Genomic DNA, 15,507 nt, shown 5'->3' with positions numbered 1-15,507 from the left:
ACGCACGGCCGAGAGAGGCAACCGATGGCACCCGACGCCGAGGACGAGGCCACACCCGACCGCCGGATCCTGCACGACGGCCCGTACCTCCGGCTGCTGTCCGACACGGTCGCCGGCCCGCACGGCCCCTATGTGTACGAGCACATCGAGGTCCCGGACGCGGTCCGCGTCGTCGCGCTGGACCGGGACGGCCTGCTGCTGCTCGTCGAGGACGACTTCCACCTGACCGGGCGCCGGATGCCGCACCTGCCGGGCGGCGGCATCGAGCCGGGCGAGGAGCCGCAGGCGGCCGCCCGCCGGGAGCTGGAGGAGGAGACCGGGTGGCGGGCCGCGACCTGGCGCCCGCTCGGCCTGATCCACCCGCTGCCCTCCAGCACCGGGGCCGCCACCCACCTGTTCCTCGCCGCCGACCTCGCACCCGGCCGCGTCGCGCGGGATCCCACCGAGTCGGCGATGACCGTGCACCGGATCGCCCCGGCCGACGCGGTCGCCAGGGTCCGGGCCGGGGAGATCACGGAGGCGGGCAGCGTCGCCGCGCTCCTGCTCGCGGCTCCCGTCCTCGTCTACGGCGGCGTCGGCCTGCGCGGCTGACGTCCGGTCAGGCATCGGTGCCGCCGAGCGCGCGACGGAACTCCTGCGCGGCGGTGTGCTGTCCCGGCACCCGGGTGCCGGGCCCCGTCCGCGCGGTCTTGATTCCCCGAGTACATTGACAGGAAGGGGAGTTGGGCTTCGCGCACGGGGGAGGGGACGGGGCGTGGGGACGACCGTACGGGACGTCGTGGCCGAGGTGATCGCCCGACAGGCGCCTCAGGAGCGTCAGCTGGTCGAGTGGCTGGGCCGGCTGGACGAGGGCGAGGTCGTGCGCCTGCTGAAGCGCCGAAAGCGCGGCGATCCGCTCGGCTTCGGGCTCACCGAGGTGGCCGCCGTGGTCACCCCGGTGGTCTGGATCGCGGTCGACGAGGCCTTCCGCGGCATGGTCGGTGCCACAGCGAACAGCGCCGTGCGCCGGGTCGCCGGCGGCGTACGAAGGCGGTGGCGCCGAGTCCTGCGCAGGGGGCCCGAGGCCCCGCCCGCCATGCCAGTCCTCACCCGGGAGCAGCTGGCGGCGGTGCATCGCAGAGTGAGCGAGGGTGCCGCCCGGGCCGGCCTCGACGAGCCCGCAGCCCTTGCGCTGGCGAACTGCGTGGTGGCCCGCCTGGTCCTGGACGAGCCGGCGCGGCTCCCCGACCCGGCCCTTCCGCCCGCCCTTCCGCCGACACTTCCGCCGGCACCGGCGCCCGGGACCGCCGACGGCCCGGGCGCGTCGCGTACCGAGGCGCCCTGACGTGGACGGCGAGGAGTCCCCCGTCCACCGGGTCCTCGATCCGCGGGCGGTGCCCGCCGGCACTGCGCTGCGCTTCGCCCTGCTGGTGATCACGATGCTGGTGGCGAGCATCGGCACACTGACCGAGCTGCTTCCGCTGCTCCCCTCCCGCAACACCCTGATCCTGTGCGAGTTCGCCGTCGGGTACGACCCGGACGGCCGGATGCTGGAGGCGCTGGTCTCCGACGACCGCGGCCTGTCGGCACTCCGGCAGTGCGCCTCGGCCGACCAGGTCTACCCGTACTGGTCGGGCCTGGCGGGCGCGGCGGTGGTACTGCTCGCCGCAGGGGTGCTGTACCTGCGGCTGCCCCGGTGGAAGGCCCGGCGGCAACGGCTGATGACGCTCGAAGAGGCGGACGGCTCGGGGGAGTTGCGTGCGGAACTGATGGGCCTGGTGCGGATCGCCGGGCTGCGTGCCGTCCCCGACTTCCTCGTCGACCCGGCCAGGTTCGACCGCGCCGCCGCCGCGTTCGGCCGCGCCGGGCGGCGCTCCGTGTGCCTGTACGCGGGGCTGGTCAACTCCCGGACCTCCGACCCCGCGGGCTTCCGGGCGGTGGTGCTCCACGAGCTGGCGCACATCCGCAACCGGGACGTGGACTTCGGCTACGCCGTCACCGCGCTGTGGCGGGTCTTCATGGTGCTGGTCGTCGTGCCCGCGATCGTGGTCTACGGCACCGTCCTCGGCGCGGCCGACCTCCTCGGATGGTTCACCGGCGCGGACGAGGTGTTCTGGCCGGCGGCCCGGCCGGCCCTGCTCCGCAGCATGGCGGAGACCGGCTTCCTGGTGGTGCTGGTGGTCCTCGCCCGCGCCGACGTGCTGCGCCACCGCGAGTTGTACGCCGACGCGGACGCCCTGGCGCTCGGCGCGGACCGTGCCGTGTGGGAGCAGGCCCGCGAGGCTCCCCGGGTCTCGCGGCTGCCGGCCTCCGTCACGGCGTGGTGGCGCAGCCACCCCACCTGGGCCGAGCGCCGGAGCTCGCTCGACGACCCGGCCGTGCTGTTCTCGCTGGGCCCGGCGCAGATGTTCCTGATCGGCGGCGCCACGCTGACCTCGGCCCACACCCTGGACGCACTCTGGAACGTCACCGCGGCCGTCGTGATCGTGGCCCTGCCGCCGGCGGCGATCACCACCCTGACCGCCCGGCGGTGGGCGGCCTACACGGCCCATCACGGCGGGCGCCCGCCGACCGGTGCCCGACCCGGCCTGATGTTGGGGCTCGGCCTGGTCACGGGTGAGCTGCTGACCGGCACGACCAGCGGCTCGCGCTGGCTCCCGGACCACCCCGAGGTGCTGCTCGTCCTGTTTCTCGGCGGCGCCGCGTACGTGGTGTGGCTCCTGCAGTGCGCACGGATCCGGCCGCGGCTGCGCGCCGGCCGCGGCCTGCGGGCCGTGCCGTTGGCGGCCCTGGCCGCCGGGACCCTGGTGGGCGCGGCGGCCGTGAGCTGGTGGCTGAGGTCCGGCTACCTGTTCACGACCGGGGACCTCATGACCGCCGGAGGCCTGCGGCAGACCGTCGTGGACGGATTCCCCGGCCCCTGGGAGGAACACACCGGCGAGCTGTCCTGGATCACCTCCGTGCTGCCCGCGCTCGCGGTCGAGGGTGTCAACCGGCTCTCCCTCGCGGCGGCGACCGCGCTCTGGGTGTATCCGCTCGTCCGGTGGCTGCGCAGGTCGCCCGAGACCGCGCCCGGCCTGCGCCAGGCCGTGCTGTCCGGGCTGCTCGGAGGTGTCCTCTGCGTGGCGGGGATGGCCGCGGCCCGGGCCGGTCTGTACCCGGACCGGCCGCCGCTCGGCGGGCGCGGTGAGTCCTTCGCGTTGCTGTCGATGTGGTGGACCATCGTGGCGATCTGGGCGGGCGTGGCGGTCACTTCGGCCGTGGTGGCGGCCACCGCCCGCCGGCTGTGGCTGCCCCGGGCGCTCGTCGCCTCGGGTGTGGCGTCGAGTGCCGCCCTGGCAGGGCAGTTCGTACTCGGCGCGGCCGACGGCTGCCTGGGCCCGCTCCGGGCCATGGGCGACAGCTGCCTGTGGGTGCCGGGCGGAGTGCTGCCGGCCCTGCCGCTGCTGGCGGGTGCCGTGGTACCGGCGGTGTTCGGTGCCGCGCTTGTCGCGGTGGCGGCCGGGTGGGCGGCGAACACGGTCCGCGCGTGCGTACGGGCCCCGCGACCCCGGCGGGCCCCGGGGCTGCCCGCCGACCCGGTCGCCCGCCCCCGCACCCGCGCAGGCCTGGTCGCCGGACGGGCGGGCGCGGCGCTGCTGCTGGTCACCGCGGTTCTCGGCCCCGCGACAGCGCTGAGTGGGGACCGGCACTCGGGCCCGGCGGCCGCGACCCCGGCGCCGCCGCCCCGCGCGGCCACCAGCGAGCGGGTGCGCAGCTTCCAGCTGATCGCCTGGTTCGCCCTGAGCGGCCGCGCCGACATCCTGGAACTGACATCGGACTACGGCGAGTTCGAGAAGGAGTTCCGCAGGCTGGAGGCGGCGGCGAACGACCCGCGCCAACAGCTGGTCCGGATCGACGGCGAACGGCTGCGGCCGGTCTGCACCGCCCTCGCCGAGCATGCCACCGAGGCCGTCCGCCACCCGGGGATTCCCGACGCCGGGCTCGACGACCCGTGGCAGTCCTGGCTCACCACCACCAGGCAGGCCGGCCAGGGCTGCGTCGACCTGCTGGACCGCCCCGGCGACGACCGGGAGAAGAACGACGCGATGCTCTCCGCCCTCGTCGACGGCTACCTTCAGGCGGACCCCGCCGTCTCCCCGCTGCTCGACCGGGTCACCGACGCCCGACGCTACTGGCCGAACCTCGTACACGTGAACCCGTCCTGACGGATCGGTGCACCCGGTGTGCGGGTGCTGGTCCCGGGCGGGGCGACGAGCCTCGCCCCGGACGGTCCGGCCGACGGGTCGCGCGCTCAGCCGCGGGCCGCCACCGACACGTACGCCACCCGCATCGGGTGCCCCGGCTCGGTCGCCGGGCCGACCGAACCGCCGTACGCGGCGGGCAGGTTGCCGCCGATCGCGAGGTTCAGGATCAGGAACATCCCGCCGTGCACGGCCTGGTCCCACGCCGCCGGGTCGACCCGGTCGGCCGTCACCCGGTGGAACTCCCGGCCGTCCAGGTACCACCGCACCTGCTCGGGCGCCGACGACCGGTCGACCTCCACCGCGTACGTGTGGAAACCGCCGCCCCAGCAGCCGTCGCACCGCTGCTCGCCCGAACCGAGGCCGTTCGGCTCCTGGCAGGGGCCGCCCCGGACCGTCCCGCAGTGCAGGGTGCCGAACACCGGGCCGCGGCCGTTCACCGACTCCAGCACATCCAGCTCGCCGATCCCCGGCCAGCCGGTGTAGCCGTCCCGCAGGCCCCCGCCCAGCGCCCAGAAGGCCGGCCAGTACCCGGCGGCGGCCGGGCCGTTCACCTCGGGCAGCGCGATCGACGCCTCGATCCGCAGCACCCCGCCGGCCGGCGCGGCCAGGTCGGCCCGGCGTGACTCGATCCGCCCGGAGCTCCACCGGCCGTCGACGAGCGTCGGCCGGATCTCCAGCGCGCCCTTCCCGTCCAGCCGGACGTTCTCCGTCGAGTCGGTCACCGTCTCGACCTCCCCCGTCCCCCACTGCGGGGCCGGGCAGCCCGGGTAGCAGGTGCCGAGGTCGTGCTGCCACAGCGCGGCGGACGGCGCGCTGCCGGCCGGGCCGTCGAACTCGTCCCGCAGCAGCTCCCGCCAGCCGGCGCCGGGGCCGGCCGGCAGCCCGGCCTCCGTCAGCAGCCGCTCCAGCCGGGGCTCCAGCACCACCGCGGCGGTGTTGGTGAGGTGTGCGTCGTCCCGGTACAGCACCACCCGGTCCAGGACCGCCGGGCAGCTGCGCCCCGAGCCGGGGCAGAGCACCGGGTTGACCGACACCGCCCGCACGCCCGGCACCTGCCCGGCGGCGACCGCGTCGGCGAGCGGGTCCGCCCACAGTCCGTCGGCGCGCAGGAACTCGCAGGCCGCCGGGTCGCCGGTGTGCCCGGACAGGCAGGCGGGGACGTCCAGCCCCGGGATCGGGGTGTCCTGCAGGTAGACGATCGGCGCGCCGACCGCCCGCAGCTGCTCCAGGGTCTGCTGCCAGCCGTGCAGCAACTGCTCCCGGTCGGCGTTGTAGCGGTTCAGCGCGGCTATCACGATCAGCTTCGGCTTCGGCCCGACGCGCAACCGCTCCAGCGCGGCGGCGCGCCACTCGTCGCACTCGCGGTACGCCCGCCCGAGCTGCGGGTTGACCACCGGGACCTGCGGCAGCGGGCAGCCCTGCTTGACCAGCTCCTCCAGCGCCCAGTGCCGCTGGGCCGCGATGCCCAGCAGCGGGGAGAACCACTGGCCGGCGTGCGAGTCGCCGAGCAGCACGATCCGGTCGGTGGCGGCCGCCTCGCCGAACCGGCACTCGGGGCTGGTGACGGCCGTCGGCGGTACCTCGCAGGTGCCGTCCGGCGGGAAGTCCTGCCGGGCCTGCACCGGGTCGGGCACGATCGGGCCGCGGGCCGGCCCGCCCGGCTGCAGCAGGGACGTTCCGTCCGGGTTGCCGGGTGCCAGGCCCGCCAGGTCGACCGGCCCGGCCGGGCCGAGCAGCCGCAGCGTCCCGGTGCCCACCACCAGGGCCAGCACCACCGGCAGCACCACCGCCGTCAGCCCCAGGGAGAGCCCGCGCCTGGGCAGTTCGGCCACCACCCGGCTGCGCCGCAGTGGCCGCTCCAGCCAGCGCATCGCCGCGTACGCGGGCAGCGCGGCGGCGCCGGTGAGCAGCACCCTCAGCGGCCAGCCGAGCGCACCGAACCGGGCCTCGGCGAGCACCAGCACCGGCCAGTGCCACAGGTAGAGGTTGTACGAGAGCCGGCCGACCGCGCGCGGCGCCCGCGCGCCCAGCAGCCGTCCGGCGCTGTGACCGGCGCGGCCGCCCCGCCCTGGCGTCCCCGCCAGGATCACGGCCGCCGAACCGGCCGTGGGCAGCAGCGCGGCCCAGCCGGGGTACGGGGTGGCGGCGTCGTACCGCAGGACGGACCAGGCGATCGCGACGAGCCCCGCCCAGCCGAGCAGTTCGCGCAGCACCCGCGGCCCGCGCAGCCGGTGCCAGGGCAGCACGGCCAGCAGCGCGCCCGCCCCGAACTGCCAGACCCGCGACGGCGTACCGAGGTAGGCGAGCGAGACCGACCCGGCGGTCCAGTGCACGGCCAGCGCGAACGAGGCGGCGGTCAGCGCGGCGGTCAGCACCAGCAGGACGGGCCGCAGCCCGCGCCGGCGGCGGGCCGTCGCCAGCACCACCAGGGCCAGCAGCGGCGCCCACCCGAGGTAGAACTGCTCCTCGACCGCCAGCGACCAGAAGTGCAGCAGCGGGCTCTGGTCCCGTCCGGCCGCCAGGTAGTCGGTCTGCTGCCCGACGAACCGCCAGTTGGCGACGGACAGCGCGGCGGCGAGCACGTCGTGCTCCAGGTCGGTCCGGCGCAGCGGCACGGTGAGCCAGGCGCCGGCCAGCGCCACCACGGCCAGCACCAGGGCGGCGGAGGGCAGCAGCCGCCGGGCCCGCCGGGAGAAGAACTCGGTCAGCCGGATCCGGCCGGTGGCGGCGGCCTCCTTCACCAGCAGACCGGTGATCAGGTAGCCGGAGAGGACGAAGAAGACGTCCACGCCCACGAATCCGCCGGCCAGCCCGGGGACGGCGGCGTGGAAGCCGAGGACGGCTAGCAGGGCGACGGCGCGCAGCCCCTCGATGTCGAGGCGGAAGCGCGGCGGGGCCGGCGGGGGCGCCGGGCTGAGCACGGCGAGCAGGTCGGGCCGCCGGTCGGGTACAGCGCTGGTGGACACGGGTGTGACGACCTTTCAGCCCAGCCAGGGCAGCATCGGGGCCACCCAGCCGGACGCGATCAGGGCGATCAGGGCGAGTGAACTGGTGACGGCCAGCGCCTCGGGCCAGCGGCGCGGGCGCATCGCGGAGCCGGGCCGGGCCCTGCCGGGGCGGGTGGAACCACGCAGCTCCACGGCCAGGTCGCGGACCAGCGGCAGCCCGATCTGGGCCTGCACCAGCAGGTACAGGGCGAGGCCCCAGGTCGGCCACCAGCCGTAGCGGGCGACCGTGAGGGCCAGGCCGACGGCGGTGGCCGCGACGGTGCCGGCCGTCCACAGCATGGTCACCAGCACCACCCGGCGGGCCATCCCGCCGGGCCGGGCCCGCCCGGCGCCGGTGGGCACCCAGGCGGCGCTGTGCCCGCGCAGCGTGTGCAGGATCGCGGCGCCGGCGGCGAAGGCCATCAGCGTGTTGGCGCGGATCACCTCGATCCGCCAGCGGGTGCGGCTCACCCGGGGCAGCAGCACGTGCCACAGCCACAGCAGCGAGATCAGCGGCAGCGCGTACCAGGCCCTGATCTGGCCGGGGTACCGGAACAGCATCACCAGCGGCGGCAGCGGCGCGGTGAGGATGTTGACGAACATGGTCAGGTAGCCGACCACGCCCTCGTAGTAGCACAGCCGCATCCGCCAGGGCAGGCCGAGCCGGGCGAGCTCGGAGCGGCCGACCAGGTGCAGGTTGCCCATCGCCCAGCGGTACTGCTGGTTGACGAAGGAGGCCAGGCCGGCCGGGGAGGTGCCCTTGGCGACCAGCACCGGGACGTAGACCGTGCGGTAGCCGCGCCCGTGCAGGGCGAGGCCGGTGTACATGTCCTCGCTGTGGTCGAGCCGGGCGAAGCCGCCGGCGGCCTCGATCGCGGCACGCCGGTAGACGGCGTTGCTGCCGCAGCAGATCGCGGCGTCGCTGGCGTCCCGGGAGGGCTGGATCCAGCGGAAGAACCACTCCTGGGCGGCGCCGGCGGCCCGTTCGATCCAGCCCATCGCCGGGTCGGTGTCGAAGCACTGCGGGCTCTGCACGATGCCGACCTGCGGGTCGGAGAGGTACGGGAGCAGGTGGCGCAGGAAGTCCGGGCGGGGGGCGAAGTCGGCGTCCAGGATGGCGATGAACTCGCCGTCGCCGAGGCCGAGCGCGTGGTTGAGGTTGCCGGCCTTCTTCAGGTGCCCCCGGTCGGGCCGCACCACGTAGCGGTAGCCGTGCCGCCGGGCGAGCTCGGCGACCTCGGGGCGGTCGGCGTCGTCGAGCACCCAGACGGTGAGGGCGCCCTGCCACTCGACGTCCGCGACGGCCCGGTAGGCGTTGGCCAGCACCGGCAGCGGCTCGCCGCAGGTGGGCAGGTAGAGGTCGACGGACGGGGCCCGGGAGGGCTGCCAGGCGGAGATCAGCAGCTCGTGCGAGCGGCGGGTGAAGCGGCGCCCGCGCAGTCCGTTCACGCAGGACAGGGTCAGGGCGACCAGGTTGATGCCGAGCACGGCCAGGAAGGGCCAGAGCGCGACGGTCCGCAGCGAGAAGGACACCATGGTCAGTGCGGAGCAGACGAACGCGAGCGAGGAGAGGACCGGCACCCAGCGGCGCTGCGGGCCGAAGTACCAGTACAGCTCCCGGTCGCTCGGTGGTGCGGGTAGGTGATCGGCAGTCATGAGGCCCCCACAGCCGTCGAATTGCAGCGTCGGCGGTCAGACTACCGGATTGGTATAGACCATCTGTCGATCATGGGTGAACGCCGGGACAACTCCGGTGGCGGGGGTGTTGCGGGGGGTGTCGGTACGCCCGACGCGCGCGGGTGGGGTCACCTCATCGTGGGCGCGGCGCTCGGGCCGGCGACGGCTGGTTGATGATTTGTCCGCCTTCGTCCATGCTGGACGCCCCGGGCGTACCCCCGGATCAGCGGGTCTTCGTCCACATCGGCACCGGAGGGCGGCCGTGACAGAGGAATTCGGCGAGGAGCTTCGCGAGCAGCTGGCATCGGCCCGGCGGGCCCTGGAGCAGGCGCGTGCCGACGGGGACGAGGACGGGGTCGAGGCGTACCAGGGCAGGATCACCGGCCTGCTGCGGATCGCGGCCCGGCACGGCATCGACCTCCCGCACACCGCGGGGGAGGAGCAGGACTGATCCCTCAGCCCTGCGCGGCCCCGGCCGGGCGGCTGCGCAGGGCTGCCAGCACGCTCTCCAGCAGGCCCGGGTAGAGCCGCGCCAGGTCCGTCCGGCGCAGCGTGTTCATCTTCGAGGTGCCGCGCCGCCACTGCCGGATCACCCCGGCCTCGCGCAGCACCCGGAAGTGGTGGGTGCCGGTCGACTTGGTCACCGGCAGGTCGAAGGCGAGGCAGTTCAGCTCGCAACCGGGCTCGGCCAGCTCGGCGACGATCCGCAGCCGGACCGGATCGGCCAGCGCGTGCAGCACGCACTCCAGCCGGATCTCCTCCGGCGCCGGCTCCGGCAGGACCGCCGGGGCGGTGGCGGTCGCGGTAGCGGTTGCGGTGGTGTCGCCGGGCGTCTCGGTCGCGGGCTGGGTCTCGGGCTGGGTCTCGGGCACACCTCATGGTACGAGAACCATCGTAGTTTGACAGGTCTCGTACTAAGGTGCGTATCGTGCGGGGGCCACCGCGACCCGGCCGACCCCCCCGGAGGACCCTGCCATGAGTGCCCTGTTCGAGCCGCTCACCCTGCGTTCGCTGACCGTGCCCAACCGGGTCTGGATGGCGCCGATGTGCATGTACTCGGCGGCCGCCGACGGCGCCGACCTGGGCGTGGCCACCGACTTCCACCTCGCGCACCTGGGCTCCCGGGCCGCCGGCGGGGCGGGCCTGGTGATGGTCGAGGCCACCGCGGTCCGCCCGGAGGGCAGGATCTCGCCGTACGACCTGGGCCTGTGGAACGACCGCCAGCAGCAGGCGCTCGGCCGGATCGCCGCCCTGGTCGCGAGCCACGGAGCGGTGCCGGCCGTCCAGCTCGCACACAGCGGCCGCAAGGCGGGCACCCGGCAGCCCTGGCTCGGCGGCACACCGGTCCCGCCCGAGGAGGGCGGCTGGCAGCCGGTCGGCCCGTCCGACCTGCCCTTCGGGGCCAACCCCGTACCGCACGAGCTGACCGTCGAGGAGATCGGCGCCGTCGTCCGCTCCTTCGCCGAGGCGGCGCAGCGGGCGCTCGCCGCCGGTTTCCAGGTGGCCGAGGTGCACGGCGCGCACGGCTACCTGATCCACTCCTTCCTCTCGCCGGCCGCCAACCACCGCTCCGACGGGTACGGCGGCGGCTTCGCCGGGCGCGCCCGCCTCGCGCTGGAGGTGGCGGCCGCCGTCCGCGCCGTCTGGCCGGCGGACCTGCCGGTGTTCTTCCGGGTCTCCGCCACCGACTGGCTGGCCGGGGAACCGAGCTGGACGGTGGACGACAGCGCCCTGCTCGCCAAGGAGCTCCAGGGCGTCGGCGTCGACCTGGTGGACGTCTCCAGCGGCGGTCTCGCCCCGCACGCCGACGTCCGGGTCGGCCCCGGCTACCAGGTGCCCTTCGCCGCCCGGGTCCGCGAGCTCGGCGGGCTGCCGGTCAGTGCGGTCGGCCTGATCACCGAGCCCGAGCAGGCCGAGCGGATCCTCACCGACGGCCTGGCCGACGCGGTGATGCTCGGCCGCGAGCTGCTCCGCAACCCGTACTGGCCGCAGCACGCCGCCCGCACCCTCGGCGCCGAGCGGCGCTGGCCCCGGCAGTACGGCTTCGCCGTGGGCGCCCGCGGCTGACGCGGGCCCCGGCCGTCAGCCGCGCGAGGGCGCCCCGCGGTCCACCGCCGGGCGCCGTCGCCGCGGCTCCCGGCTGCCCGCCAGCGGAGAGGCGGAGTTCGGCCCGCGCATCCGCTGCGCGGCGATCTGACGGGCGATCACGATCTCCAGCAGGCACCAGGCACAGCCGAACACGCCGAGTGCCATCCCCAGCAGAGCCGGTGTCAGCAGCCCGCTGTGCGCGTACGAGGCCAGGCTCGCCACGATCAGCGCGACCAGGGTGAACGCGAAGCAGAGGAAGGCCCGGACGGCGGCGGACCGCACCTCGTCGGGCAGACGGCGGCGCGCGGCGGACATTCGACAACCCCCCTGGTCGCGGCGCGCCCTGGTCGCCCCCGCGGCGGAGTGGTGGCGCGCCCACGGCGAGCCTGCCCGTCGCGCCCCGGATCATTCCACCCCTTCGGTCGAGCGCCCGGTTCACTCCAGGGTCGCGTCGAGCTCTTCCAGCGCCCCCACCACGATGGTGCGCATCGCCCGTTCGGCGGTCTCCGCGTCGCCCGCGCAGATCGCCTCCGCGACCTCGCGGTGCAGCCGCACGGCGTACTCGGCCGGCCGGTGGGGCATCAGGTGGTGCTCGGTGCGGCCGGTGAGCACCGCGCCGACGGTACCGCCCAGGTGCGCGAACATCTCGTTCCCGCTGGCCCGCAGCACCGCCGCGTGGAAGGCGATGTCGTGCCGCAGGAATGCCTCCAGGTCGGCGGCGCGCGCGGTGACGGTCAGTTCGACGGCCAGGGCGCTCAGCTCGCGGCGCGCGTCGTCGTCGGCCTGACGGGCCGCCAGGGCCGCAGCCGCGGGTTCGACCGCCACCCGCAGGGATCCGAGTGAGCGCAGCTGGGCGGCCCGGTCCGCGCCGGCCAGCCGCCAGCGGATCACCAGCGGGTCGAAGACGTCCCAGTCGCTCTTCGGCAGCACGGTGCTGCCGACCCGGCGCCGGGACTCGACCATCCGCATCGACTCCAGGATCCGCACGGCCTCCCGCACCACCGTCCGGGACACCCCGTACCGGCCCTCCAGCTCCTCGGCCCGCAGGACGCTGCCGACCGGGATCTCGCCCGAGGCGATGGCCGGACCGAGGTCCGCGAGCAGTTGGCCCGGCAGGCCCTGGATCTCCATCGGGCCAGCCTATCGGGCAGCAAAAGTATGACGATTAAGTTTCATCCTCTTGAATAAGTCATACCTTTGGGCCACAGTTGCCCCCGGAACAGGCAGAACAGGAGCACTACCCATGGCTCTCACCGTCGAGAACCAGCCGCCCGCGGTCGTCGTCATGGGCGTCTCCGGCGTCGGCAAGACCACCGTCGCCGAGCTGCTGGCCGCCCGCCTCCACCTGCCGTACGCGGAGGCCGACGACTTCCACCCCGCCGCCAACATCGCCAAGATGTCGGCCGGCACCCCCCTCGACGACCGGGACCGCGAACCCTGGCTGATCGCCCTCGGCGGCTGGCTCGCCGAGCGCCGGGCAGCCGGGACGGGCGGAGTGGTCACCTGCTCCGCCCTGAAACGCCGCTACCGCGACACCCTGCGCGCCCACTGCCCGGATGCGTTCTTCCTGCACCTGGCCGGCAGCCACCGCCTGGTCGAGGACCGCCTCGCCCACCGCAGCGGCCACTTCATGCCGGTCTCCCTGCTCGACTCCCAGTACGCCGCGCTCGAACCGCTCCAGCCGGACGAGCTCGGAGCCGCGCTCGACGTCGGCCCCGGGCCCGAGGACCTCGCCGCGGCGGCCGTCGAACTGCTCCGCCCCGCCCTGACCTGACCCGCCCTGACCCGCCCTGACCTGCCCCGCCTCACACCGTCCTGCCCCCGCTCCACCCCGTCCTGCCCCGCCGGTACGCCCCGTCAATGGAGACCCCGCGTGACCCCCACCTCGCTGCTCGCGGCCGCCCCACCGGCCCTGCCGCACACCACCGACGACACCACCCTGCTGATCGCGGTGCTGCTCAGCATCGCCGCCATCGTGCTGCTGATCACCAGGCTCAAGCTGCACCCCTTCCTCGCCCTGACCCTCGGCTCCGGGCTGCTCGCCGCGGTGGCCGGCGCCCCCTTCGACAAGCTGACCAGCAGCTTCGCCACCGGCTTCGGCGCGACCGTGAGCGGCGTCGGCCTGCTGATCGGTCTCGGCGCGATGCTCGGCAAGCTGCTCGCCGACTCCGGCGGGGCGAACATCATCGCGGACACCGTGCTGGCCCGCTCCGGCCGCCGGGCGCTGCCCTGGGCGATGGCGCTGATCGCCGCCGTGCTCGGGCTGCCGCTGTTCTTCGAGGTCGGCGTGGTCCTGCTGGTGCCGATCGTGCTGCTGGTCGCCCGGCGCGGCAACATCCCGCTGCTGCGGATCGGCATCCCGGCGCTGGCCGGCCTGTCCGTCCTGCACGGCCTGGTGCCCCCGCACCCCGGCCCGCTGGTCGCGGTCGACGCGCTCAAGGCCGACCTCGGCATCACCCTGGCCCTCGGCCTGCTGATCGCGGTGCCGACGCTGGTGATCGCCGGGCCGCTGTTCGCCCGGGTCGCCGAGCGCTGGGTCGGGCCGCTGGAGCTCCCGGCCGAGACCACGCCGGCCGAGGCCGAGCGGCCCGAGCGCACCCCGCGGTTCGGTGCCGTGCTCGCGACCATCCTGCTGCCGGTGGCGCTGATGCTCGGCAAGGCGCTGGTCGATGTGGTGATCGACGACCCGAAGGCCACCCTGCAGCGGATCTTCGACTTCGTCGGCTCGCCGCTGATCGCCCTGCTCGCGGCCACTCTCCTCGGCATGCTGACCCTCGGCCGGGCGGCCGGCTTCGACAAGGCCCGGATCTCGCGCACCGTGGAGAAGTCGCTCGCCCCGATCGCGGGCATCGTCTTCATCGTCGGTGCGGGCGGCGGCTTCAAGCAGACCCTGATCGACGTCGGCGTCGGCAACGCGGTCAGCGTCTGGTCGAGCAAGTGGCACATCTCCGCCCTGCTGCTCGGCTGGCTGATCGCCGTCCTGATCCGGCTGGCGACCGGGTCGGCCACCGTCGCCACCATCACCGCGGCGGGCATCGTGGCCCCGCTCGCCGTCGGGATGTCCAGCACCCACGCGGCCCTGCTGGTGCTCGCGATCGGTGCGGGTTCGCTGTTCTTCTCGCACGTCAACGACGCCGGCTTCTGGCTGGTCAAGGAGTACTTCGGGATGACGGTCGGCCAGACCGTCAAGTCCTGGTCGGTGATGGAGACCGTGATCTCGGTGGTGGCGATCGCCCTGATCCTGCCGCTCAGCCTGATCATCTGACCGCAGGGCCTGTGAAGGGGGCGTCCGGTGGTCCGGGCGCCCCCTTCGCGTGCCCGGACTACCAGGTGGCGCCCGCGACCTGGCGGGTGGTCACGTTCAGCCGGTTGAAGAGGTTGGTCACCCCGATCCACAGGACCAGCCCCGACAGCTGCTTCTCGTCGAAGTGCCGCGCCGCCTCGTCCCAGACCGGGTCCGGCACCGGGTCGGTCCGGTCGCTCAGCCGGGTCACGGCCTCGGCCAGCGCCAGCGCCGCCCGCTCGGCGGCCGTGAAGTACGGCGCGTCCCGCCAGGCCGCCACCGCGGACAGCCGCTCGTCGCTCTCACCCGCCTTGCGCGCACTGGCCACGCCTCCGACCACGCAGTAGCCGCAGCCGTTGATCTGGCTCGCCCGCAGGTGCACCAGCTCCAGCGTCGCCTGCGGCACTCCGCCCTTCTGTGCGGCCTTGGCCACACTCAGAACGGCCGGCATGGCCTCGGGAATGACCACCGCGGGGTTCTGCATCCGTGCCTGCATGATCGCTCTCCTCGAAATCTCGTCGTTACCGGTCTGACGGATCGCGACGGGAGAGTGTGACGAGCCCTAGCCGATGATCAGACCGAGCCGGCGGACCAGCTGCTCCACGGTGTCGGTCGGCGGCCAGGGGAAGTCCGGCAACGCGGCGCGCAGCGTGACCTGCCCGTGCAGCGCCGTCCACAGCGCGACGGCGTCACCGAACGGGTCGGTGCTGGCGGACCGTCCGGCCTCGACGCAGGTCTCCAGGCTGCGCACCAGGGCCATGAACGAGTCCAGTCCGTTCGGCCGGCTCGGGCCCTCGCAGGGGGACGGCTCCACCCGCTGCCGGGAGGAGCCGAAGACGATCCGGTAGCAGGCCGGCTCGCGGGTGCCGAACTCCACGTACGCGGCGCAGCCGGCGAGCAGCGCGTCCACCGGGTCGTCGTGGGCGGCGGTGGCGGTCTCGGTCGTGCGCTGCAGCCGGGCCAGCGCCTCGCCGACGACGGCGTCCACGATGGCGTCCCGGTCGGCGAAGTGGCCGTAGATGGAGGGGGCGGCGATGCCGACCTCGCGGGCCACCGCGCGCAGGGTGACGGCCTCCTTGGAGCCCTCGCGTTCGATCAGCGCGATGGCCGCCCGGATGATCTCCTCGCGCAGCCGGGGGCCCTCGCCCCGACGGTTCCTGGGCCGGGCCGGTGGCTCTTCCCGCAGGTCGGTGGCGGGCGGCTCCTTCTCCATGAGAAGTGACTTTACACCTGTTAGGCCAGTGCG

At 74.8% G+C, this 15,507-nt stretch carries 14 protein-coding genes; 7 read left to right on the top strand and 7 right to left on the bottom strand.

The window, feature by feature from the left end; translation table 11 throughout:
- The first annotated feature begins 24 nt into the window (after positions 1–24).
- The 3 genes from OG871_RS08360 to OG871_RS08350 all read left to right on the top strand — a co-directional run bounded on the left by OG871_RS08360 (position 25) and on the right by OG871_RS08350 (position 4,187).
- Positions 25–591 carry an NUDIX domain-containing protein gene (locus OG871_RS08360; protein ID WP_371495524.1) on the top strand — a complete coding sequence of 189 codons (567 nt, stop codon included), beginning with the start codon at positions 25–27 and terminating at the stop codon, positions 589–591.
- A 163-nt stretch (positions 592–754) separates the two neighbouring features.
- Positions 755–1,324 carry a hypothetical protein gene (locus tag OG871_RS08355; protein WP_371495522.1) on the top strand — a complete coding sequence of 190 codons (570 nt, stop codon included), beginning with the start codon at positions 755–757 and terminating at the stop codon, positions 1,322–1,324.
- A 1-nt stretch (position 1,325) separates the two neighbouring features.
- A complete protein-coding gene (locus OG871_RS08350) occupies positions 1,326–4,187 on the top strand; it encodes a M48 family metalloprotease (RefSeq protein WP_371495520.1) in 2,862 nt (953 codons plus the stop codon).
- Positions 4,188–4,273: 86 nt separating this feature from the next.
- On the opposite strand, the gene OG871_RS08345 is transcribed toward OG871_RS08350, so the two are convergent.
- Complete coding sequence (locus OG871_RS08345; protein WP_371495518.1) at positions 4,274–7,192, bottom strand: SGNH hydrolase domain-containing protein; 2,919 nt, start codon at positions 7,190–7,192, stop codon at positions 4,274–4,276.
- 15 nt (positions 7,193–7,207) lie between these two features.
- Positions 7,208–8,869 (bottom strand): glycosyltransferase family 2 protein, encoded by a 1,662-nt coding sequence (locus tag OG871_RS08340; RefSeq protein ID WP_371495517.1) that lies wholly within the window; start codon positions 8,867–8,869, stop codon positions 7,208–7,210.
- 283 nt (positions 8,870–9,152) lie between these two features.
- On the opposite strand from OG871_RS08340, the gene OG871_RS08335 reads away from it, so the two are divergent.
- A complete protein-coding gene (locus tag OG871_RS08335) occupies positions 9,153–9,341 on the top strand; it encodes a hypothetical protein (protein WP_371495516.1) in 189 nt (62 codons plus the stop codon).
- Between the two features lie 4 nt (positions 9,342–9,345).
- Here OG871_RS08335 and OG871_RS08330 read toward each other — a convergent pair whose 3' ends face one another.
- Entirely contained in the window at positions 9,346–9,669 is a 324-nt protein-coding gene (locus tag OG871_RS08330) for an ArsR/SmtB family transcription factor (protein WP_371503243.1), read from the bottom strand.
- Between the two features lie 196 nt (positions 9,670–9,865).
- Here OG871_RS08330 and OG871_RS08325 point away from each other — a divergent pair, with 196 nt between their 5' ends.
- A complete protein-coding gene (locus tag OG871_RS08325; protein ID WP_371495514.1) occupies positions 9,866–10,957 on the top strand; it encodes an NADH:flavin oxidoreductase/NADH oxidase in 1,092 nt (363 codons plus the stop codon).
- Between the two features lie 15 nt (positions 10,958–10,972).
- Here the strand turns inward: OG871_RS08325 and OG871_RS08320 are convergent, their stop codons facing one another.
- A complete protein-coding gene (locus tag OG871_RS08320; protein WP_371495512.1) occupies positions 10,973–11,293 on the bottom strand; it encodes a hypothetical protein in 321 nt (106 codons plus the stop codon).
- A 120-nt stretch (positions 11,294–11,413) separates the two neighbouring features.
- A complete protein-coding gene (locus OG871_RS08315; protein ID WP_371495510.1) occupies positions 11,414–12,109 on the bottom strand; it encodes a FadR/GntR family transcriptional regulator in 696 nt (231 codons plus the stop codon).
- 112 nt (positions 12,110–12,221) lie between these two features.
- On the opposite strand from OG871_RS08315, the gene OG871_RS08310 reads away from it, so the two are divergent.
- Together OG871_RS08310 and OG871_RS08305 are read left to right on the top strand one after the other, a co-directional pair.
- On the top strand, positions 12,222–12,752 hold the full coding sequence (locus OG871_RS08310) for a gluconokinase (protein ID WP_371495508.1): 531 nt from the start codon (positions 12,222–12,224) through the stop codon (positions 12,750–12,752).
- Between the two features lie 114 nt (positions 12,753–12,866).
- Positions 12,867–14,243: a gluconate:H+ symporter gene (locus tag OG871_RS08305; protein ID WP_371503242.1), complete on the top strand. Its 1,377-nt coding sequence runs from the start codon at positions 12,867–12,869 to the stop codon at positions 14,241–14,243.
- Positions 14,244–14,301: 58 nt separating this feature from the next.
- Here the strand turns inward: OG871_RS08305 and OG871_RS08300 are convergent, their stop codons facing one another.
- Together OG871_RS08300 and OG871_RS08295 are read right to left on the bottom strand one after the other, a co-directional pair.
- Positions 14,302–14,757 carry a carboxymuconolactone decarboxylase family protein gene (locus OG871_RS08300; protein ID WP_371495506.1) on the bottom strand — a complete coding sequence of 152 codons (456 nt, stop codon included), beginning with the start codon at positions 14,755–14,757 and terminating at the stop codon, positions 14,302–14,304.
- 66 nt (positions 14,758–14,823) lie between these two features.
- Positions 14,824–15,474 carry a TetR/AcrR family transcriptional regulator gene (locus tag OG871_RS08295; RefSeq protein WP_371495504.1) on the bottom strand — a complete coding sequence of 217 codons (651 nt, stop codon included), beginning with the start codon at positions 15,472–15,474 and terminating at the stop codon, positions 14,824–14,826.
- Positions 15,475–15,507 lie beyond the last annotated feature (33 nt).

It is taken from the genome of Kitasatospora sp. NBC_00374 (assembly GCF_041434935.1).
GTDB lineage: Bacteria > Actinomycetota > Actinomycetes > Streptomycetales > Streptomycetaceae > Kitasatospora.
This window is presented reverse-complemented; position numbering and strand designations above follow the sequence as displayed.